General features: G+C 65.7%; 22 protein-coding genes and 1 pseudogene. 14 read left to right on the top strand and 9 right to left on the bottom strand.

Annotated features, from left to right (window positions below; genetic code table 11):
• Positions 1–58 precede the first annotated feature (58 nt).
• Together AABD04_RS14685 and nrdF are read left to right on the top strand one after the other, a co-directional pair.
• Entirely contained in the window at positions 59–1,405 is a 1,347-nt protein-coding gene (locus AABD04_RS14685; protein ID WP_423228234.1) for a DUF2252 domain-containing protein, read from the top strand.
• Positions 1,406–1,566: 161 nt separating this feature from the next.
• Positions 1,567–2,532, top strand: a complete 966-nt coding sequence (nrdF, locus tag AABD04_RS14680) for a class 1b ribonucleoside-diphosphate reductase subunit beta (RefSeq protein ID WP_341441605.1) — start codon at positions 1,567–1,569, stop codon at positions 2,530–2,532.
• Between the two features lie 24 nt (positions 2,533–2,556).
• On the opposite strand, the gene AABD04_RS14675 is transcribed toward nrdF, so the two are convergent.
• The 4 genes from AABD04_RS14675 to AABD04_RS14660 form a co-directional block, all read right to left on the bottom strand.
• Positions 2,557–2,754, bottom strand: coding sequence for a type II toxin-antitoxin system antitoxin (locus AABD04_RS14675; RefSeq protein WP_243593461.1), 198 nt, complete (start codon positions 2,752–2,754; stop codon positions 2,557–2,559).
• Between the two features lie 3 nt (positions 2,755–2,757).
• Positions 2,758–3,675 (bottom strand): SPFH domain-containing protein, encoded by a 918-nt coding sequence (locus AABD04_RS14670; protein ID WP_341441604.1) that lies wholly within the window; start codon positions 3,673–3,675, stop codon positions 2,758–2,760.
• Between the two features lie 98 nt (positions 3,676–3,773).
• A complete protein-coding gene (locus AABD04_RS14665; RefSeq protein WP_243608052.1) occupies positions 3,774–4,247 on the bottom strand; it encodes an NUDIX hydrolase in 474 nt (157 codons plus the stop codon).
• Positions 4,248–4,251: 4 nt separating this feature from the next.
• On the bottom strand, positions 4,252–5,337 hold the full coding sequence (locus AABD04_RS14660) for an iron-siderophore ABC transporter substrate-binding protein (RefSeq protein WP_341441603.1): 1,086 nt from the start codon (positions 5,335–5,337) through the stop codon (positions 4,252–4,254).
• Between the two features lie 302 nt (positions 5,338–5,639).
• Between AABD04_RS14660 and ctaD the strand changes: the two genes are divergently transcribed.
• From ctaD to yczE, 4 genes and pseudogenes are all read left to right on the top strand, one after another.
• Complete coding sequence (ctaD, locus tag AABD04_RS14655) at positions 5,640–7,430, top strand: aa3-type cytochrome oxidase subunit I (RefSeq protein WP_243593457.1); 1,791 nt, start codon at positions 5,640–5,642, stop codon at positions 7,428–7,430.
• 144 nt (positions 7,431–7,574) lie between these two features.
• Positions 7,575–8,801: a phosphoserine phosphatase SerB gene (serB, locus tag AABD04_RS14650; protein WP_341441602.1), complete on the top strand. Its 1,227-nt coding sequence runs from the start codon at positions 7,575–7,577 to the stop codon at positions 8,799–8,801.
• Entirely contained in the window at positions 8,798–9,577 is a 780-nt protein-coding gene (locus AABD04_RS14645; RefSeq protein WP_341441601.1) for a peptidyl-tRNA hydrolase, read from the top strand. Before serB ends, AABD04_RS14645 begins: the two co-directional genes overlap by 4 nt.
• 73 nt (positions 9,578–9,650) lie before the next feature.
• Positions 9,651–10,253: pseudogene (gene yczE, locus AABD04_RS25250) on the top strand (membrane protein YczE); the annotation flags it as partial.
• Here yczE and glgX read toward each other — a convergent pair.
• Complete coding sequence (gene glgX, locus AABD04_RS14635) at positions 10,244–12,367, bottom strand: glycogen debranching protein GlgX (RefSeq protein WP_341443061.1); 2,124 nt, start codon at positions 12,365–12,367, stop codon at positions 10,244–10,246. The pseudogene yczE and the gene glgX overlap by 10 nt on opposite strands.
• Positions 12,368–12,440: 73 nt before the next feature.
• On the opposite strand from glgX, the gene AABD04_RS14630 reads away from it, so the two are divergent.
• From AABD04_RS14630 to AABD04_RS14610, 5 genes are read left to right on the top strand one after another with little or no spacing between them, the layout of a single operon-like run.
• Complete coding sequence (locus AABD04_RS14630; protein WP_243593454.1) at positions 12,441–13,283, top strand: ABC transporter ATP-binding protein; 843 nt, start codon at positions 12,441–12,443, stop codon at positions 13,281–13,283.
• Positions 13,284–13,331: 48 nt separating this feature from the next.
• Positions 13,332–14,162, top strand: a complete 831-nt coding sequence (locus AABD04_RS14625) for an NUDIX hydrolase (RefSeq protein WP_341441600.1) — start codon at positions 13,332–13,334, stop codon at positions 14,160–14,162.
• An 11-nt stretch (positions 14,163–14,173) separates the two neighbouring features.
• Positions 14,174–14,953, top strand: a complete 780-nt coding sequence (locus tag AABD04_RS14620) for an enoyl-CoA hydratase/isomerase family protein (RefSeq protein WP_341441599.1) — start codon at positions 14,174–14,176, stop codon at positions 14,951–14,953.
• A 59-nt stretch (positions 14,954–15,012) separates the two neighbouring features.
• Entirely contained in the window at positions 15,013–16,071 is a 1,059-nt protein-coding gene (locus AABD04_RS14615) for a class I SAM-dependent methyltransferase (RefSeq protein WP_243593451.1), read from the top strand.
• 40 nt (positions 16,072–16,111) lie between these two features.
• Entirely contained in the window at positions 16,112–17,284 is a 1,173-nt protein-coding gene (locus AABD04_RS14610; RefSeq protein ID WP_341441598.1) for a THUMP-like domain-containing protein, read from the top strand.
• On the opposite strand, the gene AABD04_RS14605 is transcribed toward AABD04_RS14610, so the two are convergent.
• Entirely contained in the window at positions 17,272–18,588 is a 1,317-nt protein-coding gene (locus AABD04_RS14605) for an outer membrane protein assembly factor BamB family protein (protein ID WP_243608047.1), read from the bottom strand. The genes AABD04_RS14610 and AABD04_RS14605 overlap by 13 nt on opposite strands.
• 151 nt (positions 18,589–18,739) lie before the next feature.
• On the opposite strand from AABD04_RS14605, the gene AABD04_RS14600 reads away from it, so the two are divergent.
• Positions 18,740–19,501 carry an acyltransferase gene (locus tag AABD04_RS14600; protein ID WP_037189779.1) on the top strand — a complete coding sequence of 254 codons (762 nt, stop codon included), beginning with the start codon at positions 18,740–18,742 and terminating at the stop codon, positions 19,499–19,501.
• A 7-nt stretch (positions 19,502–19,508) separates the two neighbouring features.
• Here the strand turns inward: AABD04_RS14600 and AABD04_RS14595 are convergent, their stop codons facing one another.
• The 3 genes from AABD04_RS14595 to AABD04_RS14585 are packed head-to-tail and all read right to left on the bottom strand — an operon-like array spanning position 19,509 to position 23,139.
• Complete coding sequence (locus AABD04_RS14595; protein WP_341441597.1) at positions 19,509–20,756, bottom strand: glycosyltransferase family 4 protein; 1,248 nt, start codon at positions 20,754–20,756, stop codon at positions 19,509–19,511.
• Positions 20,753–22,276, bottom strand: coding sequence for a glycoside hydrolase family 57 protein (locus AABD04_RS14590; protein ID WP_341443060.1), 1,524 nt, complete (start codon positions 22,274–22,276; stop codon positions 20,753–20,755). The genes AABD04_RS14595 and AABD04_RS14590 overlap by 4 nt, the downstream gene beginning before the upstream one ends.
• Before the next feature lie 23 nt (positions 22,277–22,299).
• Positions 22,300–23,139, bottom strand: coding sequence for a class I SAM-dependent methyltransferase (locus AABD04_RS14585; protein WP_341441596.1), 840 nt, complete (start codon positions 23,137–23,139; stop codon positions 22,300–22,302).
• 155 nt (positions 23,140–23,294) lie between these two features.
• On the opposite strand from AABD04_RS14585, the gene AABD04_RS14580 reads away from it, so the two are divergent.
• Both AABD04_RS14580 and AABD04_RS14575 read left to right on the top strand, forming a co-directional pair.
• Positions 23,295–24,095, top strand: a complete 801-nt coding sequence (locus tag AABD04_RS14580; protein ID WP_243593445.1) for an electron transfer flavoprotein subunit beta/FixA family protein — start codon at positions 23,295–23,297, stop codon at positions 24,093–24,095.
• Positions 24,096–24,137: 42 nt separating this feature from the next.
• Positions 24,138–25,094, top strand: a complete 957-nt coding sequence (locus AABD04_RS14575; RefSeq protein ID WP_243593444.1) for an electron transfer flavoprotein subunit alpha/FixB family protein — start codon at positions 24,138–24,140, stop codon at positions 25,092–25,094.
• Positions 25,095–25,212 lie beyond the last annotated feature (118 nt).

Genomic DNA, 25,212 nt, shown 5'->3' with positions numbered 1-25,212 from the left:
ATAATCAGGTATGGGCACCGAAGCGGACGGCGAGGTCGAATCCGACGTCGACGTGACAATGGCTCGGAAGGACTCGGTTCCTTCCGAGCCGTCGCCTCGCGGTCGACATGCTCGCCGTCGGGTACCTCGCCGCGGATTGGCGGCGTGGGATCCACACACGCGCGGCCACGATGCGCTCGAGACAGTTCTTGCGCAGAACGCGATACGAGTTCAGGAGTTGCTGCCGATCCGGTACGCCCGGATGTCCGCATCGCCATGGACATATTTCCGCGGTGCCGCCGCCGTGATGGCCGCGGACCTCGCGTCGACCCCGCACACCGGCATCGAGGTGCAGTTGTGCGGTGACGCTCACGTCTTGAACTTCGGATTGTGGGCGACGCCGGAACGAAACCTCTATTTCGACCTCCGTGATTTCGACGAAACTCTGCCCGGCCCGTTCGAGTGGGATCTCAAACGACTTGCCACCTCCCTCGTGGTTCTCGGACGCGAGAACGGTGTGCCCTCGTCGCGTTCCGATCGTGCGGTTGCCGAGATGACGGCGGCATACTGCCGAAAGATGCGGGCGTACGCGAACATTCCCGAGATCGACATCTGGTACGACCGCATCGACGTCGCCGGACTGCTCGGGCATTTCTCCTCGGGCATCGCTCGCCACGCCGAGAAGCTCATCGAAACGAAAGCCGAGCGCCGCACCAGTCGTGGTGCGTCCCGCAAGTTCACCGAGACGAGGGACGGGCGTCGAAGAATTCGCGAGGACGCACCTTTTCGCACTCACGTGGGGGATTCCCAGATCGAGCTGGTGCAAGCCGTGATCGCCGGTTACAGCGAGTCCGTCGACGACCACATCTGGAGTCTGCTGTCCAGATTTCGAGTCCTCGACGTCGTTCGGCAGGTCGTCGGCGTCGGGAGTGTCGGAATGCGGGTCTATCTGGCCCTGTTGGAGGAACGGCGGACCCGCGATCCGTTCTTCCTGCAGATCAAGCAGGCAGGGCCGTCGGTGTTCGAGCAGTTTCTCGAACCGAGCGCCTACGACAATCACGGTGCGCGGGTGGTCAACGGGCAGCGAATGCTGCAGAGCGCCACCGACATGTTCGTGGGGTGGACGTCGGTGGGGGACCTGAACTTCTACGTTCGGCAGTTTCGCGACATGAAGGTCATTCCCGACGGCGAGATCATCGGGCCGTACCTCACCGAGTTCGCCACGGCATGCGGCGAGGTCCTCGCACGGGCGCACGCTCGAAGTGGTGACGCAGACGCGATAGCCGACTACCTCGGTCGCGGAGACAAGGTCGATCGGGCGATGGTGGAGTTCGCCCACGCCTATGCCGATCAGAACGAGCGCGATCACGCGCAACTGGTCGGTGCCATCGAGGCCGGAACGGTCCCGTGCTCGGTGGGGTGGTGACCGGTGACTCGCGAGATTCCGGTCGTTCCTCACGGCAACACTCCGGGCACACTTTGTAGTGCCTCCCGGAACTGTCGGACACAACGGGTAGTGTTCCTGTCAGCGAAGTTTCACGTAGCTCCGTCCTCACTTCTCGCTCATCGACCTGTAGGTAGGCACCCATGGTAAAGCTCATCGATCGCGTCTCCGCGATCAACTGGAATCGGGTCCAGGACGACAAGGACTCCGAAGTCTGGGAGCGTCTCACCAGTAATTTCTGGCTGCCCGAGAAGGTGCCGGTGTCCAACGACATCCCGTCGTGGGCAACCCTGACCGCCGTCGAGAAGCAGCTGACGATGCGCGTGTTCACCGGACTGACGTTGCTCGACACCATCCAGGGCACCGTCGGTGCCGTCAGCCTCATTCCCGACGCGATCACTCCCCACGAGGAGGCGGTGTACACCAACATCGCGTTCATGGAGTCTGTGCACGCCAAGAGCTACAGTTCCATCTTCTCCACCCTCAGCTCCACCCGCGATATCGACGATGCATTCCGCTGGTCCGAGGAGAACGTCAACCTCCAGCGCAAAGCCGAGATCGTCCTGAGCTTCTACCACGGTGACGATCCGCTCAAGCGCAAGGTCGCGTCGACGCTGCTCGAGTCGTTCCTGTTCTACTCCGGCTTCTACCTGCCGATGTACTGGTCCTCGCGGGCCAAGCTCACCAACACCGCGGACCTGATCCGGTTGATCATTCGCGACGAGGCCGTGCACGGGTACTACATCGGCTACAAGTACCAGAAGGGTCTCGAGAAGGTCAGCGAGGCGCAGCGCGAGGAGCTCAAAAACTACACGTTCGAGTTGCTGTTCGAGCTGTACGACAACGAGGTCGAGTACACCCAGGACCTCTACGACGAGATCGGCCTGACCGAGGACGTCAAGAAGTTCCTGCGCTACAACGCCAACAAAGCACTGAACAACCTCGGTTACGAGGGCCTGTTCCCCAAGGACGAGACGGACGTCAACCCGGCGATCCTGTCGGCGCTCTCACCCAACGCCGACGAGAATCACGACTTCTTCTCCGGTTCGGGTTCCTCGTACGTGATCGGCAAGGCCGTCAACACCGAAGACGAGGACTGGGACTTCTAGAGATTCGTCCGCGCGTCGGGACACTCACTCTTTCGGTGGGCGTCCCGGCGCGCGAATGTCCTCTGCGTCCTTGGGCATTCGGCCCTTCTCGCTCAGGGCGCGTCGCAACAAGAACTCGATCTGAGCGTTGGTGCTCCGCAGCTCGTCGGAGGCCCAGCGGGCGAGGGCGTCGTGCACCGCTGGGTCCAACCGCAGCAGAATCTTCTTACGTTCGACTGCCATGGCTCACTGATACAGCGATCCGGTGTTGACGACAGGTTGCGTGTCGCGGTCGCTGCACAGCACCACGAGCAGATTCGACACCATCGTGGCCTTGCGCTCCTCGTCGAGCTCGACGACGTGCTTCTCCTCCAGCTTCCCGAGCGCCATCTCCACCATTCCGACGGCACCTTCGACGATCTGCTGACGGGCCGCGATGACCGCCCCTGCCTGCTGACGCCGCAACATGGCCTGGGCGATCTCCGGGGCATAGGCCAGACGGTTGATTCGGGTTTCGATCACCTCGACACCGGCCGAACGAACCCGCGCGTGCACCTCCTCCGACATGGCGGCGGTGATCTCGTCGGCGTTCTCCCGCAACGACATTCGCCCTTCGGCGTCGTACGGGTAGCTGCCGGCGATGTGCCGGACGGCCGACTCGGTCTGGACGGCGACGAACTCCTCGTAGTCATCGACCTGGAACGATGCCAGTGCAGTATCGGCAACCTGCCAGACGACGATGGCGGAGATCTCGATCGGATTGCCGTCGGCGTCGTTGACTTTCGATTGTCCGGTCTCGTGATTCCGGATTCGCGTCGAGATGGCCCTGCGATACGTCAACGGATTGGTCCAGCGCAGCCCCGGCGTCCGCAGGGTGCCGCTGTACGAACTCCCGAGAAGCTGAAGAACGCGAGCCTGATTCGGTTGCACCAGCGTCAGACCCATGAGTGCGGGCAGCGACAGCACGAACAGCACGACGCCGGCCACGATGAGTCCGACCACGGTGAACACGAGCCCGAGCACGAACGCGGCGATTCCGCCGAGGAACAGTGCGAGGCCGATGCCGAGCATCGACCAGCCGGGCAGGTCCCATCCCGGCCGCTCGGCAATGGTGGTGGTCGGGGTGCCCGTCGGCTTCTCGGCGACGGTTGCGGGTGCAGACATGAGAACCTCCCTCTCGATGGTGATACTAAAGTGATATCACATTTAGTATCGACGAGCACTGGATCGATGACATCGGGCACTCGTGTTCGGCGGGCGAGTCAGCGCCGGAACCACGCCGACGGCTCGCCGGCAATGGCCTTCTCGATTCGCAATCGCGAAGTGGCCGTGAGGTTTTCCGGCAGGGCATCGAGTGCGAACCAGGCGACGTCGAGGTTTTCGTCGTCGGCGACGTGTGGGGTACCTCCGGTGTATCGAGCGAGGAACGTGATGTCCAGGTACTGCGCGACGTCGCCGTTGGGGTAGGTGATCGGCTCCGTCACGTCGACACTTGTCAGCCGCACGATCGTGGCGTCCACTCCGGTCTCCTCGCCGATCTCGCGCAGGGCGGCCGGTGCAGGCTCCTCGCCGGGTTCGAGGATTCCGGACACGACGGCCCAGGTGTTGTTGTCCGCGCGCAGGGTCAGCAGTACGCGCCCGTTGTCGTCGAGGACGACGGCGCTGACGCCGGACAGCCACAGCGGTGACGTGCCGACGACACTGCGCAGGGCGCGGACGAACTCGGGAATGGGCATCGCGTCAGGAGACGTAGGCGTTCAGAGAAGCGGACAGATCGTCCAGGATGGCCCGTGCGGCGACGACGCCGCTGCCCGACCACACCGTGTCGTTCACGGCGAAGACTCGGCCGTCGGTGACCGAGCCGAGGGCATGCCATGCGTCGCTGTCCATCACCTCGCGCCCGAAGGCCTCACCGTCGGGGCCCGCGAATCGCACGTAGACGATGTCGCCTTCCGCCGAAGACAGGTCGTCCGACTCGACCGAGAACGTGCCGTCGCGTTGGGCCTGGGGCCGCCCGACGCCGACTTCGCCGAGCACCTGGCCCGCGAACGAGTTCGGTCCGTCCACCTCGATGGAGTCCGCATCGAATCGGAGGACCGACGCCTGCGTCTGAGATGCGTCGATCTCACGACCGACCCGTTCGGCATCCGCGGAGAACGCCGCGAGTGCGTCGAATCCCGACTGGCCGCGACCCAACGCTGCGGCGGACTGCAGGAACGTGTCCTTCCATCCCTGCCCGGTTGCGGTGAACACCGTCGGCGCGATGGCCGTCAGGGTGTCGTAGGTATCGGATCCGAGAGAATCGGCTCCCAGAATCAGATCGGGGTCGAGCGCGGCGATCGCATCGATGTCGGGTGCGCCGACCGGGCCGACGGACGGGACGGACGCCAATCCGGTGCCCAGGTACAGCGGCTGGTCTCCGTCGCCGCGAAAATCGGGGTCGATCGTGGCCGCCCCCACGACACGCTCCCAGATTCCGACCGTGCAGCTCGCGTCCAGGCCTGCGGCGTCGAGCACGACGATGCGCTGCGGGTCGGCCGGAATGGTGCTTATGCCCTCGGCATGCCCCACGGGTCGGGTGTCGCCCTCGACGCCGGTTCGGTCGAGTGGTGCGAGTTCGGGGCACAGGCCGACGGTGTCCCGGTTGTTACCGACCACACCGGCACCGGCGATGTTCGTCGTCGTGCGGACGATGGTGGACGCGTCGTCCTGTGCCTCGGAGTCGGAGCAGCCGACCAGAGCCACAGCTCCGGTCAGGCAGACGGCGGCGAGGGTGCCGATTCTGCGCGGCGCACACGAACGGGGGACTCGCGGGTGGAGTGGCAACGCGGAACTTCCTTCGACGGGTCGGGTGGTCTCACACAGTATCGGAAGGCGGCCGCCGCAGAACACCGGAACCGACGCTGTCGAGCCCTCGAAACAGGCGACGCTCGCAGCGTTGCCGGGGGTACTGGAAAGGCCGACAGCGCAGGCGGATCGCGTGATTCGGGCACGCTTGATCGGGTCCAATACGACACACGGTAGGACCGGTTCGGCAAGCGTCGGTCCGACGGTCTACGATTCGAGGAGCGCACGACTAGATGACGTCGCCCTGTGGTTCGGGGTCGGACGCGCAATCAGGAGGATCTGTGACTGCCCTAGCGCCTAGACCCGCTCCCGCGGTGGATGCTGCTCGGCCGTTCCCGCCGAGAACGGGACCGAAGGGGTCGTTCCTGCACAAAGCAGTGACGACGACCGATCCCAAGGTGTTGGGAATCATGTACATCGCGACATCGTTCGCGTTCTTCCTCGTCGGTGGACTCATGGCGCTGTTGATGCGCGCCGAGTTGGCCGTACCGGGAATGCAGTTCCTGTCGAACGAGCAGTACAACCAGCTGTTCACCATGCACGGCACCATCATGCTGCTGCTGTACGCGACGCCGATCGTGTTCGGATTTGCGAACTACATCCTGCCGCTGCAGATCGGCGCACCCGACGTCGCGTTCCCGCGACTGAACGCGTTCTCGTACTGGCTCTACCTGTTCGGTGCATTGATCACCACGGCTGGCTTCATCACTCCCGGCGGTGCTGCCGACTTCGGTTGGACCGCCTACACCCCGCTCACCTCGGCACTGCATTCGCCCGGTGTGGGAGCGGACCTGTGGATCATGGGCCTCGCCGTCGCCGGTCTCGGCACCATCCTCGGTGGCGTCAACATGATCACCACCGTGATCTGCCTGCGCGCCCCCGGTATGACGATGTTCCGGATGCCGATCTTCACCTGGAACATCCTGGTGACGTCCATCCTGATCCTGCTCGCGTTCCCGCTGTTGACCGCAGCGCTGCTGGGTCTGGCGGCCGACCGCCACCTGGGTGCGCACCTGTTCGATCCGGCGACCGGTGGAGTGCTGCTGTGGCAGCACCTGTTCTGGTTCTTCGGTCACCCCGAGGTGTACATCATCGCGCTTCCGTTCTTCGGCATCGTGTCCGAGGTGTTCCCGGTCTTCTCCCGCAAGCCGATCTTCGGCTACTCGGGTCTCATCTACGCGACGATTGCGATCGCCGCGCTCTCGATCGCGGTGTGGGCGCACCACATGTACGCCACGGGTGCCGTGTTGCTGCCGTTCTTCTCCTTCATGACGTTCCTGATCGCGGTGCCGACGGGTGTGAAGATCTTCAACTGGGTCGGCACGATGTGGCGAGGCCAGGTGACACTGGAAACGCCGATGCTGTTCTCGATCGGGTTCTTGATCACCTTCGTCTTCGGCGGACTGACCGGTGTTCTGCTGGCATCGCCGCCCATCGACTTCCAGGTCACCGACACCTACTTCGTCGTCGCCCACTTCCACTACGTCGTGTTCGGCACCGTGGTGTTCGCGACATACGCGGGCATCTACTTCTGGTTCCCGAAGATGACGGGCCGGATGATGGACGAGGCTCTGGGCAAGTGGCACTTCTGGCTGACGTTCTTCGGATTCCACGCCACCTTCCTGGTGCAGCACTGGCTCGGAAACGAGGGTATGCCGCGTCGCTACGCCGACTACCTTCCCTCGGACGGGTTCACCGAGTTGAACATCATCTCCACGATCGGTGCCTTCATCCTCGGTGCCTCGACCCTGCCGTTCGTGTGGAACGTGTTCAAGTCATACCGCTACGGCGAGGTCGTCACCGTCGACGATCCGTGGGGCTACGGCAACTCGCTGGAGTGGGCAACCTCGTGCCCGCCGCCGCGACACAACTTCACCGAACTGCCTCGGATCCGTTCCGAGCGTCCGGCGTTCGAGTTGCACTACCCGCACATGGTCGAACGGATGCGCGCGGAAGCGCATGTCGGGCCGGGAGCGCACGGCGGTAAGACCACCGCGGTCCTCGAACAGGCCCGCCGGGCTCCGATCGCCACCAGCGATCACGAAGGGTCCGGAGACCCGGACCCCAAGTAGTCCACAGCACAGCGAGAGCCCCTCCCGGCTACCGGGTGGGGCTCTTCGCTTGCGACAATCTCGTGGCGTGTTCGGGCTCGCTCGTCCACGACAGGTGACACGAAGACCTATCCGGCCGCTGGCCGTGCGCGAAAGGGAGATTCGGTGACTTCGAGCGACACCACAGTGCTGGTGACGGTGACTGGACCCGACAAGCCGGGCGTCACATCGGTGCTGTTCGCCGCACTGTCTCGGCACGACGTGAGCCTGGTCGACGTGGAGCAGGTGGTCATTCGCGGCAGATTGACCCTCGGTGTTCTGCTGACCTGTCCGCGCGATCCCGAAGCCTTGCAGGAGGAGCTGGAGGACGCCATGGCGACGGTCGGTGTCCACGTGGACGTCGAAATCGGCGCTGCGCAGAACGGTGGCCGCAGCCTGGCGACCCACGTCGTCGTGGTTCTGGGTCGACCGGTGACCGCGCGAGCGTTCAGCACCATCTCACGCGAGCTGGCGCGCCAGGCTGCGAACATCGACTCCATACGAGGAATTGCCGACTACCCGGTGACGGGCCTCGAATTGCAAGTGACCGCAACCGACAGCTCACCGGATGCCGATCTGCAGCTCCGTGCGGGACTGGCAGCCATCGCAGCAGGAATCGGTGTGGACATCGCTGTGGAGAGGGCCGGCATCGCGCGTCGATCGAAACGGCTCATCGTGTTCGATGTCGACTCGACGCTGGTTCAGGGTGAGGTCATCGAAATGTTGGCTGCCCGCGCCGGGCGCGAGGACGAGGTACGTGCGGTCACCGAAGCTGCCATGCGCGGTGAGATCGACTTCGCCGAGTCGCTCGAGCAGCGGGTCGCCGTGTTGGCCGGACTCGACGAATCCGTCATCGACGAAGTGGGCGAGAGCCTGGAGCTGACCGCGGGAGCTCGGACGACCATCCGCACCCTCCGCCGCCTAGGATTCGCCTGCGGAGTCGTATCCGGCGGGTTTCGGCAGGTCATCGAAGGACTCGCTCACGAACTCGAACTCGACTACGTCAAGGCGAACACCCTGGAGATCGTCGACGGCAAGCTCACCGGCCGGGTCATCGGCGAGGTGGTCGACCGCGCCGCCAAAGCGACAGCTCTGCGTGAGTTCGCAGCACTGTCGGGAGTGCCGATGGAGCAGACCGTGGCCGTCGGCGACGGCGCGAACGACATCGACATGCTCACTGCTGCGGGCCTCGGGGTTGCTTTCAACGCCAAGCCTGCGTTGCGCGAGATTGCCGACACCGCCATCTCGCATCCCTATCTGGACGCGGTTCTGTTCATCCTCGGCGTGACCCGGAACGAGATCGAAGCTGCGGACGCAGTCGACGGGGGAGTCCGCCGCGTCCCGATCCCATGACCGGCGATCCCATGTCCGGCGATTCACCGCACGAGGTGACGGCCGAGCAATTCTCTGCGGACAACACGTTCCCCTCGCGCCACGCCGAGCTCGCTCGGGGGTACGGCGGGGCCGAAGATCCGGAAGATCCCTCGCAGGTCCTGGCCATGCCGTTGGTCCTGCACATCCCCAAAGTCGATCCGCCGCTGCGGAGCGAGTTGCTCGAGGCAGCGGCCAGAGCAACCGTTGCGCTGTGCCTGGACCCACGAGTGGGCGTCGGCGCGTCATGGCACGAGGCCTTCACCGAGTGGACTTCGGCTCGCATCCGAAAAGTTGCCCGCCGCGCACGCGGTGCGCAGTGGCGTGCGGCGCAGGAAGTTCCGGGTGTCACGGTCGACGTCGGGGGAGCGTCGGCACGCGCCTTCGTGCCCGGTCGAGTCGGTGATCTCGATCCGCGGATCAAGCGGCTGCAGATCGGGGGGACGGACGTGCCGACCGAGGACGAACCTTCGGTCTCGCCCGGCCCCGTGCTGTGGATCGACGCCTCCCTGTCGATGACCGTGGGCAAGGCAGCGGCTCAGGTGGGGCACGCGTCGATGCTGCTGGCCGGTGCGATGAGCACGGAGCAATGCCGCGAGTGGGCGACGTCGGGTTTCGCATGTTCGGTCCGAGCTGCGGGCCCGGAACAGTGGAGACGAGCACTGGACGACGTTCGGGTCGGCCGCGCCGTGGCGGTGCGGGATGCGGGCTTCACCGAAGTGGCACCCGGCTCCACGACGGTGATCGCGGTCCCGTGATCGGAGATGGTCGGGGTCCACTGTCTCAGTTTTGGCTATGCCGAAGGTATCCAGTAGGCCCGAGACTGGAAGGATGTTGACCTCACCACTGCGTGTCCTCGCCGGTCGTCGGCTTCCTGCTCGGTTGGCCGCCCTCTACGTGGGGCTCTGGCTGTACGGGGCGTCGATGTCCTTGATGATCGCCGGTGGGCTCGGCGTCAACCCGTGGGATGTTTTCCACCAAGGCCTCGAAAGCCACCTCTCGCTCAGCTTCGGGACCATCACCGCCATCACGGGGGTGGCGGTGCTGCTGATGTGGATCCCGCTGCGGCAGCGTCCGGGCCTGGGCACCGTCAGCAACGTGGTGGTGATCGCCGTTGCCGTGGACGCGACGTCGGCGATGTTGCCGCACCTCGACGGGCTCCCGATCAGAACGGTGGCCATGGTGTCGGGAATCGTGATCAACGCGTTCGCGACCGCGCTGTACATCGGTGCAGGCATGGGCCCGGGTCCGCGGGACGGGTTGATGACCGGCCTGGTGGCGAGGACCGGTTGGTCGATTCGGCTCACCCGCACCGGAATCGAGTCGACAGTAGTCCTCACCGGGTGGTTGCTCGGTGGAACGCTGGGTCTCGGGACTATTCTCTACGCGCTGGGAGTCGGTCCGCTCGTACAGTTGTTCATGACTCACCTGCCCGCGCTGCGCAGTACCAGGACCGTCGATCCGGTCACCGATATCGTCGAACCGGGCTCCAGCGCAGTGGTATTCGACGGGACTCCGTCCACGCACGAGGAATCGAGCACCGGTACGAATCGCGTGGACGACCAACTCGGGCACGCCAACGTGATCTCGGCCGGTCCGCCGGAATGCAGGACGAGAAGCGAACTGGCATCCTCGACCTGCCCGCCGTCGGACGCATAGGAGCGGACGTCGGAACCGTCGACCCAGGCCTGGATGGTGCGCACCGAATCGTCGTTCCATCGGTCGGTGTCGAATTCGACTCCGGCAGAATCGAACCAGACGAGATCGGGGCGACCGGTCGGCGTCGCTCGCCCGGTGAAGAACTCCTGCTGACGCAGTGTCGGAGCACTCGCTCGGACACGGAGCAGTCGGCCCACGAAGCGAATCATGTTCTGATCCGCGGTGTCCCAGTCGATTGCCCACGCGTCGGCCACCGGAGCATTCTCGGGAACGCAGTAGGCATTGTTGTTGCCGCCCTGGCTGTGTCCCAGTTCGTCGCCGGCGAGCAACATCGGCGTTCCGGTGGAGAGCGTGAGCGTGGCCAGTAGGGCGCGCACATGGCGTCCTCGTGCGTCCAGTATCGACGGGTTGTCGGTCTGCCCCTCGATGCCGTGATTGACCGACGAGTTGTTGTCCGTTCCGTCTCTGTTCTCCTCGCCGTTGGCCTCGTTGTGCTTGCCCTCGTAGGACACGAGATCGCGGGCGGTGAAGCCGTCGTGCGCGGTGACGAAATTGATCGACGCCCACGGCAGTCGGCCGCTGCTCGCGAACAGATCTTCGGAACCGGCCAGCCGCGAGGCGAGTTCGCGGACGCCATGGTGGCCGGCCCAGAAGTTTCGTACCGTGTCGCGGTAACGATCGTTCCATTCCGACCACGCCACTCCGAAGTTGCCGACCTGATAGCCGGCACCGGTGGCATCCCACGGCTCCGCGATCAGTTTCCGTTGCGCCAGCACCGGATCGGTGGCAATGGCGGTCAACAGCGGTGCGCGAGAATCGAATCGCCATCCGCCCGGCCGGCCGAGCGTGCTGGCGAGGTCGAACCGGAAGCCGTCCACACCCATGTCCTCGACCCAGTATCGGAGGCTGTCGCACACCATCCGCACGACCGCGGGCGACGCGGAGTCGAGAGTGTTGCCGCAGCCGGTCAGATCGACGTCCGAGCCACGTCCGTCGAGCAGGTAGTAACCGGGTGCGTCGAGTCCACGCCAGCTGATCGACGGGCCGTCGACTGCGGATTCGCACGTGTGGTTGTAGACGACGTCGAGAATCACTTCGATTCCCGCGGTGTGCAACGCGTCGACCATGGTGCGAAATTCGTCGACCGCGTCCCCGCGGACAGCGGCGAAACGCGGATCCGGAGCGAAGTACGCGCCCGTCGAGTAACCCCAGTGGTTGCGCATGCCTCGTGCGCGTACACCGGGTTCGGTGAATGTGGTGTGTACGGGCAGCAACTCGACCGAGGTGACGCCGATGCGAGCGAGATGTTCGAGCACCGCGGGTTGCGCGAGTCCCAGGTACGTACCGCGAAGATGGTCGGGTACGTCCGGATGACGAGCAGTGAACGACCCCACGTGCAGCTCGTAGAGAACGGTTCGGTCCCAGGGCACGGACGGGCGCGCCGGTCGACCGCCGCGAGCAAGCGGTGCGCACACCACGGCGAGGGGGAGGTGCCCGAGCGAATCGCGACTGCTCGGTGCCCCGAACGGATCGTCCTCGTAGGCCAACAGAGCCGACGGGTCGCCGAATTCTCCGCTGATCCGACGGGCGGAGGGGTCGAGCAGAATTTTCGCACCGTTGAATCGACGCCCGGAATGCGGATCCCACCGACCATGGGCGCGGAAGCCGTATCTGTCCCCCGGCTCGACTCCGGGAACGAATGCGTGCCGAACCCCGAAAGTGCGGGTGGTCAGCTCTACTCGCCGTTCGCCGCCCTCCGGATCGATCAGGCACACTTCGACGCCCTCGGCCTCGGGCGCGTGGACTGCAAATTGAGTGCCAGTCGACAACGCCGTGGCACCGAGGGGGAACGGTGTTCCCGGTGGATTGGAGCCTGATTCCTCGTCCACGGTCCGGTGGGCACTGGCGGGTAGATCGTGATTGAGCGACACGCGTGCACATCCTGCCGTGAATGCAGGGGCGATGTGCGGGAAGATAGGCGTCGTGTCTGAACCGGATCCCGACCTGCTCGTAGATTTCACCGACGTCGTCGTTCGCCGCGGCGGCGTGACCTTGGTGGGGCCCGTCACCTGGAAGGTGGAACTGGACGAACGCTGGGTCGTCCTCGGCCCGAACGGTGCCGGAAAGACGTCGTTGCTGCGCATCGCGGCGGCCGAGATCCATCCGACGTCGGGTATCGCCCATGTTCTCGGTGAGGTGATGGGCAAGGCGGACGTCGCCGAACTTCGGCCGCGGATCGGGTTGTCGTCGTCCTCGTTGGCCCATCGCATCCCGGCCGACGAACTCGTGTCCGATCTGGTCGTTTCCGCCGGATACTCCGTGCTGGGGCGGTGGCGCGAGAAGTACGACGCCGTCGACACCGAACGCGCTGTGGAGATGCTCGAGAGTCTCGGTGCCGAGCATCTCGCATCTCGCACGTACGGCACCCTCTCGGAAGGCGAACGCAAGAGGGTTCTCATTGCGCGTGCGTTGATGACCGACCCCGAACTTTTGCTGCTCGACGAGCCTGCTGCGGGCCTCGACCTCGGCGGTCGCGAGGAATTGGTGGCTCGGCTGGCCGACATCGCCGCCGACCCGGATTCCCCCGCCACCGTGCTGATCACTCATCACGTGGAAGAGATCCCGCCGGGGTTCAGTCACGCGTTGCTGCTCAAGGAAGGCGGAGTGGTGGCGCAGGGCCTGGTGGACGACGTCGTCACGGCAGAGAATCTGACCGAGGCGTTCAGTCAGTCGATCGCACTCGATCGCGTGGACGGTCGGTTCTTCGCCCGCCGCACTCGCGCTGCCGGCGCACACCGACGCTAGCGACGTACCGCCGGGTCCCGCCGCGCTGCGCAGCGGTACGTTGCCGATATGAGCTCGAAGAGTGTTGCCGATCTCGTCCCAGCGCGTGATGCCTCGACGGTCATCTTGATTCGGGACGGGCGTTCACGTCCCGAGATCGAAGTGTTTCTTCTCGAACGAGTCGGCGGAATGGCGTTCGCGGGTGGAATGACCGTGTTCCCCGGTGGCGGCGTCGACCTCTCCGACGCGGCAGCGGATGTCCGCTGGGCAGGTCCGCCGCCGTCGTGGTGGGCCGAACGCTTCGGAACCGACGAGGGCAAGGCGCAGGCCCTGGTGTGTGCTGCGGCGCGCGAGACGTTCGAGGAGTGCGGCATCCTGTTGGCCGGCTCGACGCCGGATTCCGTGGTTGCCGATACTTCTCCGTTCGCTGCGGAGCGGGGCCGTCTCGAGCGTCGTGAGCTGTCGTTCGCCGAATTTCTCACCGCACACGACCTCGTCCTGCGATCGGATCTGCTGCGGCCGTGGTCGCACTGGATCACTCCGGTCGGCGAAGCGCGACGGTACGACACCCGGTTCTTCGTCGCCGTGCTGCCCGAGGGACAGAATGCGGACGGTGAGACCAGCGAGGCGGCGTCGGTCAGCTGGCGCTCGACCGGTGAGGCACTGGCGGATTGGCGCTCGGGACACACCATTCTGCTTCCGCCGACCTGGAGCCAGTTGGATGCCCTGTCTCGATTCGACACCGTCGCCGAGGTCGTCGCGGACGAACGCGAGATAACCCCGGTCCTCCCGGTACTGACCCGCGACGACGGCACCGTACGAGTGCTCTTCGACGGCGACGAGGCCTATTACGCCGGAACGCGACATCCCTGGTCCGATCGCAGGCACGACGCCCGGTAGCCTTTCGGCCCATGGCTGAGTTCGTGAATCTCGAAGTATCCGACGGTATCGGCACCATCCGCCTCGATCGCCCACCGATGAATGCATTGAATCGGCAGGTGCAGGAGGAAATCCGCGCAGCGGCCCGCCAGGCAACGGTGAATGCCGAGGTCAAGGCAGTCATCGTCTACGGCGGCGAGAAAGTCTTCGCCGCCGGTGCCGATATCAAGGAGATGGTGGCCATGTCCGCGTCGGAGATGGCCGAGATCGCCGGAGATCTGCAGTCCGCCCTCGGCTCGCTCAGCACCATTCCCAAGCCCGTGGTTGCGGCCGTGACCGGATACGCACTCGGGGGTGGGCTGGAGGTCGCACTGGGTGCGGACCGTCGGATCGCCGGCGACAACGCGAAGTTCGGCGTTCCCGAGGTGCTGCTCGGTGTCATCCCCGGCGGCGGCGGAACGCAGCGGCTGGCTCGGTTGGTCGGCCCGAGCCGCGCGAAGGACATGGTCTTCACCGGCCGCTTCGTCGGTGCCGAGGAAGCGCTGCGCATCGGATTGGTGGACGAGGTGGTAGCACCGGACGAGGTCTACAACGCCGCCCGCGCCTGGGCGATGCAGTTCACCACGGGCGCGTCGCGGGCACTCGCCGCGGCCAAAGCGTCGATCGATCAGGGACTCGACGTCGACCTCACCACTGGACTCCGCATCGAGGCTCAGCAGTTCGCGGCCCTGTTCGCCACCGAGGATCGCACCATCGGGATGACGTCCTTCGTGGCCGACGGCCCGGGCAAGGCGACCTTCACCGGACGGTGATTCGGCAGCCGTCCACAGAGAAAAGTTGTTCCACAGCTACCGGATAGTAGGCTCGCCTGATGACTGCAAGCCCCCACGACGGTGTCAATCGATCTCTCTCGAATGTGACGCCCTTGGTCTCGGCCGACGCCGGTGACCGCCAGGTCGATCCAGCCCCGAACCCCCACGCCACTGCCGAGCAGGTCGAGGCTGCACGGTCGGACACCAAACTGGCGCAGGTTCTGTACCACGACTGGGAAGCCGAGACCTACGACGACAAGTGGTCGATCTCCTACGACGAGCGATGCATCGACTATGCCCGTGGCAGGTTCGATCAGGCGGTGTCCGGTGACGCGTCGGCGCAGTCCGCGCTGCCGTACGGCCGCGCCTTGGAGTTGGGCTGCGGAACCGGTTTCTTCCTGCTCAATCTGATGCAGGCGGGCATCGCCGACAAGGGCTCTGTCACCGACCTGTCCCCGGGAATGGTGAAGGTTGCGCTGCGCAATGCCGAGCACCTCGGTCTCGATGTGGACGGGCGCGTGGCCGACGCAGAGACCATCCCGTACGAGGACAACACCTTCGATCTGGTCGTCGGGCACGCTGTGCTCCACCACATCCCGGACGTCGAGCAGTCGCTGCGCGAGGTGCTGCGCGTACTCAAGCCCGGCGGGCGCTTCGTCTTCGCGGGCGAACCGACCACAGTCGGCAACTTCTACGCTCGCTGGCTCGGGCGCATCACCTGGGAAACGACCACTCGCGTGACCAAGCTGCCGTTCCTGGCGAGCTGGCGCAAGCCGCAGGAAGAGCTCGACGAGTCCTCGCGCGCCGCTGCACTCGAGGCCGTCGTCGACCTGCACACGTTCGATCCCTCCGATCTCGAGAACATCGCGTTGTCGGCCGGTGCCGAGCACGTGCAGGCGAACACCGAAGAGTTCGCCGCCGCGCTGCTCGGGTGGCCGGTGCGCACGTTCGAGGCCGCAGTTCCCGCGGGCAAATTGGGCTGGAACTGGGCGAAGTTCGCCTTCGGCGGCTGGAAGACGCTCAGTTGGGTCGACGAGAACGTGTTGCAGCACGTCGTACCGCGCGGGCTGTTCTACAACGTGATGATCACCGGCACCAAGCCCGCTCCTCGCGCTTGATCGGCTCGGACCGCCGCAGACTCTGCGCTCGAGTCCGCTAGTGGGCTACGAATTCACCGGCACCGACCTCGACTTCCTCCGAAGCGAGGCCGGTGCCGGTGCTCTTGCTGCGGTCGACGATCTCGAGCTCGGCGCTCGAACGTCGGTGCGAGACACGGCCTGGGTGCGCACTCGCTTCCCCGACCATGCGAGTGCACTGATCGAAACCGTGACGGTCCGGCGCAAGGCCCGAGTGAAGTTGCTCGACTCCGATCACTGGCTGGTGACCGACGAGGCCGTCCAGCAGGCGACTCCGACGATGGTCGCACGCAGACGCGCGACTCGGCTGGCCGGCCGTCGGGTGCACGACGTCACGTGTTCGATCGGTAGCGAATTGGCCGCACTGGTCAGCACGGCCGATGTGGCAGTAGGCAGCGATCTCGACCCGATTCGGCTGCGCATGGCCGCACACAACGTCTTGGGTGCCACCGTGCTGCGGGCCGACGCACTGACACCCATCACTCGGGGAACCGTCGTCGTTGCCGATCCCGGACGCCGAGCGGGCGGCCGTCGACGCCACGATCCGGCAGCACTACAACCTCCGTTACCGGACCTGTTCGACGCCTATCGCGGCCGAGATCTGGTCGTCAAGTGTGCTCCCGGCCTGGATTTCGACGCCGTCGATTGGACCGGCGAGATCGAGGTGGTCTCGCTCGACGGGGGAGTGCGTGAGGCCTGTCTCTGGTCGGAAGGTTTGAGCGAGAACGGTGTTCGGCGTCGCGCGTCCGTTCTCCGGTCCGACGGCAGTGTTCTGGAACTGACCGATGCCGAGTCCGACGACATCCCGGTTCGGCCGCCGGGGCGCTACATCGTCGACCCCGACGGCGCAGTGGTCCGGGCCGGTCTGGTTCGGCACTACGGTGCCAGATTCGGTCTGTGGCAACTCGATCCGAGGATCGCATATCTGACCGGCGACACGATCCCCACCGGGGTGCGCGGCTTTCCCATTCTGGAGCAGGCGAAGTTCTCGGAGAAAGTGCTTCGGCAACAACTGAATCGGTTGGACTGCGGCTCGGTGGAAATTCTGGTCCGCGGAGTCGACGTCGATCCCGCGATACTGCGTCCCAAGCTCAAACTTCGCGGATCCGTGGCACTCTCGGTGGTGATCGCCCGAGTCGATCGGTCCGCGGTGGCGTTCGTCTGCGCTCCCGGTGCCGTCGGTCAGCCGGTGTAGGTGAAGATCTCGCCGAGATAGCTCGCCGTGACGACCTGGCCGTCCGGTCCGATGGACGTGCCGACAGTGGTGCCGACGACGTCGGGAACGGGCTGCACGTCCACCGTCTCACCGGTCGCTGCATCGAACGAGAACAGTGCGAGTCCGTCGTCCTCACGAACGACGGTGTGCCCACGCCCGTCGGCGGATTGCGCTGCGCTGCCTGCCTGTTCGACGTCGTCGCGCACCCACACTCGTTCGACCGAATCACCGTTGTCGCGCAAGCCGACGAGAGTGCCGTCGCCGCCCGACGGCACGATCGTGCCGTCCGAGGCGATCGAGGGACTGGCACCGATGCCGAGCCCGGTGCCCTCGGTCCACTTCTGTCGACCGTCGGCCGAGTCGAACGCGGTCAGCCTCCCGTCGACATCGGCCAGGTAGACCGTCGATCCGTCCTCGGACAGCACCGGACTCGACGCGACTCCGGCGGGCAGCAGGTCCGAGGACCAACGCTCGGTGAGTCCGGGCGAACCGTCGCGGTCGTACTGCAGGGAAACGAGCTGTGGCGCAATCGAACCCGGACGCCACAGCGTCAGGTAGATCGTTCCGGTCGCGCTGTCGACCGCCGGCGCAGCGGGCACGGGGCATTCGGATTCACCCGAGGTGCACTGCGCGAGTCCGGTGTCGACCGGAAGAAAATCGGTGTTCGGGTCGGTCAAGAAGTTCGGCGTCGGAACCAGATCGAGTATCGGCACCCGAAGCTGCCCGTTCTGCGAATCCAGCACGCTGACCTGGCCCATCTGGGTGATCGAGAGCACGCTGCCGTCGCCGAGGAACTGGGCGGACTTGGGCACTCCGTACACCGGTGTGCGCCACCGCAGTTGTCCGTGGTCGTTGTACGAGTTCATGCCGCCGTCGTCGCCGATGTAGACGTTGATCGCCGAATCGACGGTAGGAGTGGCGGTGACGACGGACGGCCCGACGCGATTGCACCAGCGCTTGCGCGCAGACTCGATCTCGAAGGAGAAGAGGTTGCAGCCGGATTCGGTGGCAGCGGTGACGAACATCTGACCGGTGGATCCGATGGAGACCGGCGAGGTCACGGGGCCGCCGGTGGGGCGCGTCCAGTCCAGTGACAGAGGAGTTGCGACCGACACTGCGGTAGCAGCGCTGTTGTGGGAATTCGCCTGCGCCGCAGGCCACGAATCGGGGGACAGCGGTTCGATGGCCGACGTGTCGGTGCCGCAGCCGCTCACCAGTGCCAACGCTGCCGCTACTGCAGTGACCCTTCTGCCGGTCCTGCCCTTGGCCCTGACGCCGCGCATCGATCGCTCCCCATGCTTCGAGTCCGTGCCCGACATGGTGCCGGGCCGTGCTGTTGTTCGACTCGCCGACGAACAACAGTCGACAGGCAACCCTAGCCCGCGCGAGGGTGGCGGCAGAGAGGGGGCGAACGAGAAACTAGGGTGAACGTCCATGACGAGTATGTGGAACGCGCCGCTGCGAACACGCTGGCGCGGGTCGAGGCGACGCGACACCGAACAGGCGCGGTTCCTCACGCGCGCGTCCCTCGACTGGGTGCTTGCCAACAAGGCGTACACGCCCTGGTACCTCGTTCGGTACTACCGCCTCGCGAAGTTCAAGCTCGCCAACCCGCACGTGATCCTCAAGGGCATGGTGTTTCTCGGCAAGAACGTCGAGATTCATTCCACACCCGAGCTCTCGCGGCTCGAGATCGGCCGGTGGGTTCACATCGGCGACGGCAATGCCATTCGCTGCCACGAGGGTTCGCTGCGGATCGGCGACAAGGTGGTGTTCGGCAAGGACAACGTCGTCAACACCTACCTCGACATCGAGATCGGAGCGTCGACGCTGGTGGCCGACTGGTGCTACATCTGCGATTTCGATCATCGGATGGACGATGTGAACATGCCCATCAAGGATCAGGGAATCGTCAAGGGGCCGGTGCGAATCGGACCGGACACGTGGATCGCGGCCAAGGTGACGATTCTGCGCGAAACCAGGATCGGGCGTGGCTGCGTGCTCGGTGCCCATGCCGTGGTCAAGGGCGAGATCCCCGATTACAGCATCGCCGTCGGCGCGCCCGCCAAGGTCGTCCGCAATCGCAAGGTCGCCTGGGAGGCCGGTGCCGCCGAACGTGCGAAGTACATTGCCGCGCTGGAAGATATCGCTCGCAAGAAGGCTCTCGGACAGGCCGAGGCGGCGCGGGAGAACTGACCCCGGCTCAGGTACGGCCGGGGAGAGCGCGTTCGACTATGTGTGGGCGGCCCAGCGGATGTCGAACTTTGCGCTTGGCTTCCAGATAGACCTGGGCCGTCGATTCGGCGACGTGCTTCCAGTCGAAATCCACGGTGAGGCGTTCGCGGGCGGCCACGGCCCGTTCCTGCGTGGCGTCGGCGTTGTCGAGAACTGTGCGAACGGCCGCGGCCAGCCCGCCGACGTCGGCAGGTGCGAAGGACAGGCCGGTCACACCGTCGACGATCGCCTCACCGAGACCACCCGCGGTCGACGCGACCAGCGGGGTGCCCGCCGCCGCGGCCTCGAGAGCGATGATGCCGAAGGGCTCGTACCGACTGGGTAGGACGATGGCGTCGGCCCCGTGCAGCCATCCGAGCAGTTCGGCGTGATCCAGATTGCCGAGGAAAGACACCGCTCGGGCGACGCGGTGGGTGCGCGCCAACCCTGCCAACCAGGCGAACTGCGTTCCCTCGCCGGCGATGTGCAGGGTGGTACCCGGGTGGCTTCGTCGAATGCGCGGGAGGGCTGCGATGGCGTCCTGGATGCCCTTCTCGTACTCGAGCCGGCCGACGTAGAGCAACTTGGCCGGCTCCGATCGAGGCTCTCGTCGCCGAAAGTGCCAGGTGGATCGGTCGATTCCGTTGCGAATCACCTTCACCGCCGACTCGGATACCCCGAACAGGGTGGTGACCTCGTCCTTCATCGACGACGAGCACGTGATGACCGCGTCGGAATCGTTGGCGAGCCACCACTCGATGGAATGCACCTGACGGTTCACGGGGCCGGAGATCCAGCCGCTGTGTCTTCCGGCCTCGGTGGCGTGAATGGTCGAGACCAGCGGCACGTCGTAGAACTCGGCCAGAGCGATCGCGGGGTGCGCGACCAGCCAGTCGTGAGCGTGGACGACGTCGGGCTGCCAGCCCTCGCCCAGTCCCGGTTTGCCCAGCGCGACGCCGGCGCGCACCATCGCATGGCCCATCGCGAGAGTCCACGCGAGCATGTCCTCTCCGAAGACGAAGTGCGCCGGATCCTCGGCGACGGCGACCACCAGTACACCGTCTTCGATGTGGTGTGACGTCGGGTGGGTGGCGGCGTCGGTTCCGGTGGGTCGACGCGAGAGTACGACGACTTCGTGGCCGCAGCGGACCAACTCGGTCGCCAGGTGATGAACGTGCCGACCCAGGCCGCCGACCACCACGGGTGGGTACTCCCACGACACCATCAGAATCCTCATCGAGGCCCCCCTGCACTTCTTCGCTCGTGGGCACCGGGCAGCCGGCGCGCGTCCAATGCAGGGAACAATCCGTCCGCGCGGTTCCACTGCTGCGCCAAGTCGTTCGCCCGGGCAGGCAATTCGCTCGCGGCGGCGGCGGCGATCTCGCGCAGCGCGTGCGCGTGGACGTGCGCCCGCTCCCGTGCATAACCTGCGGCGGAATCCTTGCTGACCATGAACGCCCAGTCGCTGGCTACGGCCATCAGTGTCTCACGCAGTATCTGATCGTTGACCCGATTGCGCAGTTCGGGCCCACCGGTGCGACGCTGTTTCTCCCGTGCGATATCGACGGCGTCGAGAGCGGTCCGGGAGACCTCGGAGTTCAGCGCCACCAGGTCGGCGACGTCGTCGCCCGCCCACACCCGCCAGTCCTTGCCCGATCCCCACGAGGAATCCTGCAGTTCGAGCGGTGCACCGACGTACCCATGCTCGCGCGCGTCGTTCAGCGTGCCGACGGTGATTCCGGCGGCCGGGAGTGCGCGCATGAGCTTCTCCACCCACTGCGGGCCCTCGTGCCACCAGTGCCCGAACAGCTCGGTGTCGAATGCGGCCACGACCAGAGCGTCGCGGCCGATTCGCTCGGATTCGGAGATCAGGCGCCTGCGCACCACATCGACGAAGTCGGCGACGTGGCGGTCCACCGTCGCCGCGGCACGCTCGGGGTCGTAGGGTGCCTTGTCGTGCGAGGCGACCGTGCGGCCGGTGACGCGCGCAGGCTTGAGGCCGGTGTCGTGATCGTAGGTGTGGAAGTCCCGATAGGCACCGTGGCCGGGATAGCCCGATTTCGGTGACCAGACGCGGTAGCTGACCGGCAGGTCGCGTCCGAACGCGACCACGTCGGAGTCCCACACCGGCCTGCCGAGGGAGGTATCGCCGCGCATCGCGGGGCCGTCGACCATGAAGTGCGAGACCCCGGCCGCGGCGTACTCGGTTTCCATCCCGGGTGTGAAACCGCACTCGGGCGCCCAGATGCCTCGGGGCGTGGCACCCCACCGGGCGCGGGCATCGAGCAGGCCCTCCCGGAGTGAGAATGCACGGAGTCGAGGATCGAGCAGCGGCTGGAACGGGTGTGCCAGCGGTCCGCCCAGCAGTTCGACGGTCCCGGCGTCGATCAGCGGCCGCAGTACGGCGGACCCACCGTGTCGCCACTCGGTCTCGAACCGATCGAGCGCGGCGGCGGAACCTTGGTGCTCGCGAATCGACAGATCTCGGTCGGTCGCCTCGTGGGCCCGTAGCTGCCAGTTACCGAGCCAGTGGTGCATCCCGGACAGGCAGTGCGGATCGTCGAGCTGGGCGGCCAGCACCGGGGTGATCCCCAGCGACAACACGTTGGTGTGGCCATCGTCGGCCAGTCGCTCCAGAGCCGCGGTGATCGGCAGGTAGCAGTCCGCCCATGACTGATGGAGCCATTCCTCGCCGACGGGCCAGCGCCCGTGATTGGCCAGCCACGGCAGGTGGGAGTGCAGCACGAGGGAGAACATGCCCGGCACGGTGGCACCGGATGTCACCCGATCACCGCGCTCGAGCTCTTGGTGGCGACGGCGACCAGGTCGAGGCTGGCGTCGATGTTTTCGGCGGTGATGTCGAAGTCGTCGATCGAGATCGCCGCGACGTCCGCGGTGAGCTCCTCGGGCCAGGGTTCGCCGGCCAGGGCTCGCTCGATCTGGGCGTCGATGAACGAACCGCCGTGTTTGGCGTCCAAAGCGGCCAGTGTGCGTCCGTGCCGGACACCGGTCAGTTCGTCGACGGTCAGCCGGGCGTCCACCAGGAGCTCGGTCAGTTCGCCCGCGTCGAGCTCGCGGGTGTGGAAGGGGTTGAGCGGAGTGTCGCGGCCGGGGGAGAACGTGATGCGGTTGGGCGTGCTGATCAACAGAGTTCCGCCGGGCTTGAGGACACGGTGCACCTCGGCGAGAAACGCGCCCTGGTCCCAGAGGTGCTCGATCACCTGGAAGTTGACGACGACGTCGACCGAGGAATCGGCGACGGGAAGACGGTCGAGGTTGCCGCGCAGCATCGTCACCCTCGGGTAGCGCACGCGCACGTGTTCGGCCGCGGACGCGTCGTAGTCGAGGCCGAGGACATGCGCCGCGACATCGGCAATCATGTTGGCTCCGTAGCCTTCTCCGGATCCGGCTTCGAGGACGGTGCGGTCTCGGCAGCGTTCGACCAGAGCGCGGTAGACCACCTCGTGTCGGCGGAACCAGTAGTTCTCCTCGGCGATGCCGGGCACCGTGCGCTCCCCGGTGAGGGGGAGTGGTTCCGGTGCCGGTGCCTGAGCCGATGAATCGTTCACCGACGGAAGGTTAGTGGAGGCGCGGGTGAGGTAAGCCAACGTGGTCTCCATAACAGTCGGGGCGCGGATGTATGGTCGGACAGGCAGGGAGGCAAGTTACCCACGAGTAACTACGGTGAGGTAACCTCGTCCCAGACCGTAGAACTGCAGTAACCGTTAGAACACTCACGATCAGCAGAACATGACCAGGAGGTCGACGCAGACCCATGACGAACATCGTTGTTTTGATCAAGCAGGTTCCAGACACGTGGTCCGAGCGCAAGCTCACCGACGGTGACTACACCCTCGATCGCGAGGCTGCCGACGCCGTCCTCGACGAGATCAACGAGCGGGCCGTCGAAGAAGCACTGCTCATCAAGGAAGCTCAGGGCGGTGAGGTGAAGGTCCTGTCCGCAGGTCCCGATCGCGCCACCGACGCCATCCGCAAGGCTCTGTCGATGGGTGCGGACAGCGCAGTGCACCTCAACGACCCCACTCTGCACGGCTCCGACGCGATCCAGACCGGATACGCCTTGGCCGCAGCACTGGGCAACGTCGCGTTCGAGAACGACGAGCCGGCCGATCTCATCATCGCAGGCAACGAGGCCACCGACGGTCGTACCGGTGCCGTTCCCGCGATCATCGCCGAGTACCTCCAGATCCCGGCTCTGACGCAGCTGCGCAAGCTCACCGTCGCCGACGGCAAGGTCAGCGGCGAGCGGGAGACCGACGAAGGCATCTTCGGCCTCGAGGCCACGTTGCCCGCCATCGTGAGCGTCACCGAGAAGATCAACGAGCCGCGCTTCCCGTCGTTCAAGGGAATCATGGCCGCGAAGAAGAAGACGGTGCAGACCATCACACTCGCCGACATCGGTGTCGAGGACGGCATCGTCGGCGTCGACAACGCGGGCACGACAGTCACCTCGTCCACCCCGAAGCCTCCCAAGACTGCAGGCGAGCGGCTCACCGACGAGGGCGACGGCGGCGACAAGATCGCCACCTACCTCGTCGGCCAGAAGATCATCTGATCCCGCCCCACCGAGCAATCGAAGACAAACGAGGAGCAAGTCATGGCAGAAGTACTCGTGCTCGTGGAGCACGTCGAGGGAACACTGAAGAAGGTCAGCACCGAGCTGATCACCGCTGCTCGCGCGCTGGGTGAGCCGTCCGCGGTCGTCACCGGCCCGGTCGGCACCACCGACAAGGTCGCCGACGCGCTGACCGAAGCCGGTGCCGAGAAGATCTACGCCGCCGAATCCGACGCAGTCGACGGATTCCTCGTCACCCCGAAGGTCGACGTGCTGTCGGCCCTCGCGGAGTCGGTCTCGCCGGCAGCGATCATCACCGCGGCCACGATCGAGGGCAAGGAAGTTGCGGGCCGACTCGCAGCACGCCTCGGCTCGGGCTACCACAACGATGTCGTCGCGATCAACGGCGACGGCAGTGCCGTCTACTCCATCTTCGGTGGCGCGTTCACCGTCGAGGCCAAGGCCAACGGCGACGTCCCGGTCATCTCGCTGCGCCCCGGTGCGGTCGAGGCCGAGCCGAAGGCCGGTGCGGGCACCCGCGAAACCGTCGAGGTCCCCGCGCAGGAAGAGGGGGCCGTCAAGGTCACCTCGCGTGATCCGATCGTCGGCGGCGACCGTCCGGAGCTCACCGAGGCATCGGTCGTCGTCTCCGGCGGACGTGGTGTCGGCAGCGCCGACAAGTTCACCGTCGTCGAGGACCTCGCCGACTCGTTGGGTGCCGCAGTGGGTGCCTCGCGCGCTGCCGTGGACTCCGGCTACTACCCGGGCCAGTTCCAGGTGGGCCAGACGGGCAAGACCGTCTCCCCGCAGCTGTACGTGGCACTGGGCATCTCCGGAGCCATCCAGCACCGTGCAGGCATGCAGACCTCGAAGACGATCGTCGCGGTCAACAAGGACGAGGAAGCGCCCATCTTCGAGATCGCCGATTACGGCATCGTCGGTGACCTCTTCAACGTCGCACCGCAGCTGACCGATGCAGTGAAGAAGCACAAGGGATAGCCACAGTCGCTGTTCTGCGAGAAGGCCCTCACCGCGTCGACGGTGGGGGCCTTCTCCCGTGAGGCGGGCAACCTTGTTCATGCAAACTCTTCCGACACGTTCCCCCGTCGACGCCCGG

Origin of the sequence: Rhodococcoides navarretei (genome assembly GCF_038069675.1) — a bacterium.
Classification (GTDB): Bacteria; Actinomycetota; Actinomycetes; order Mycobacteriales; family Mycobacteriaceae; genus Rhodococcoides; species Rhodococcoides navarretei.
This window is presented reverse-complemented; position numbering and strand designations above follow the sequence as displayed.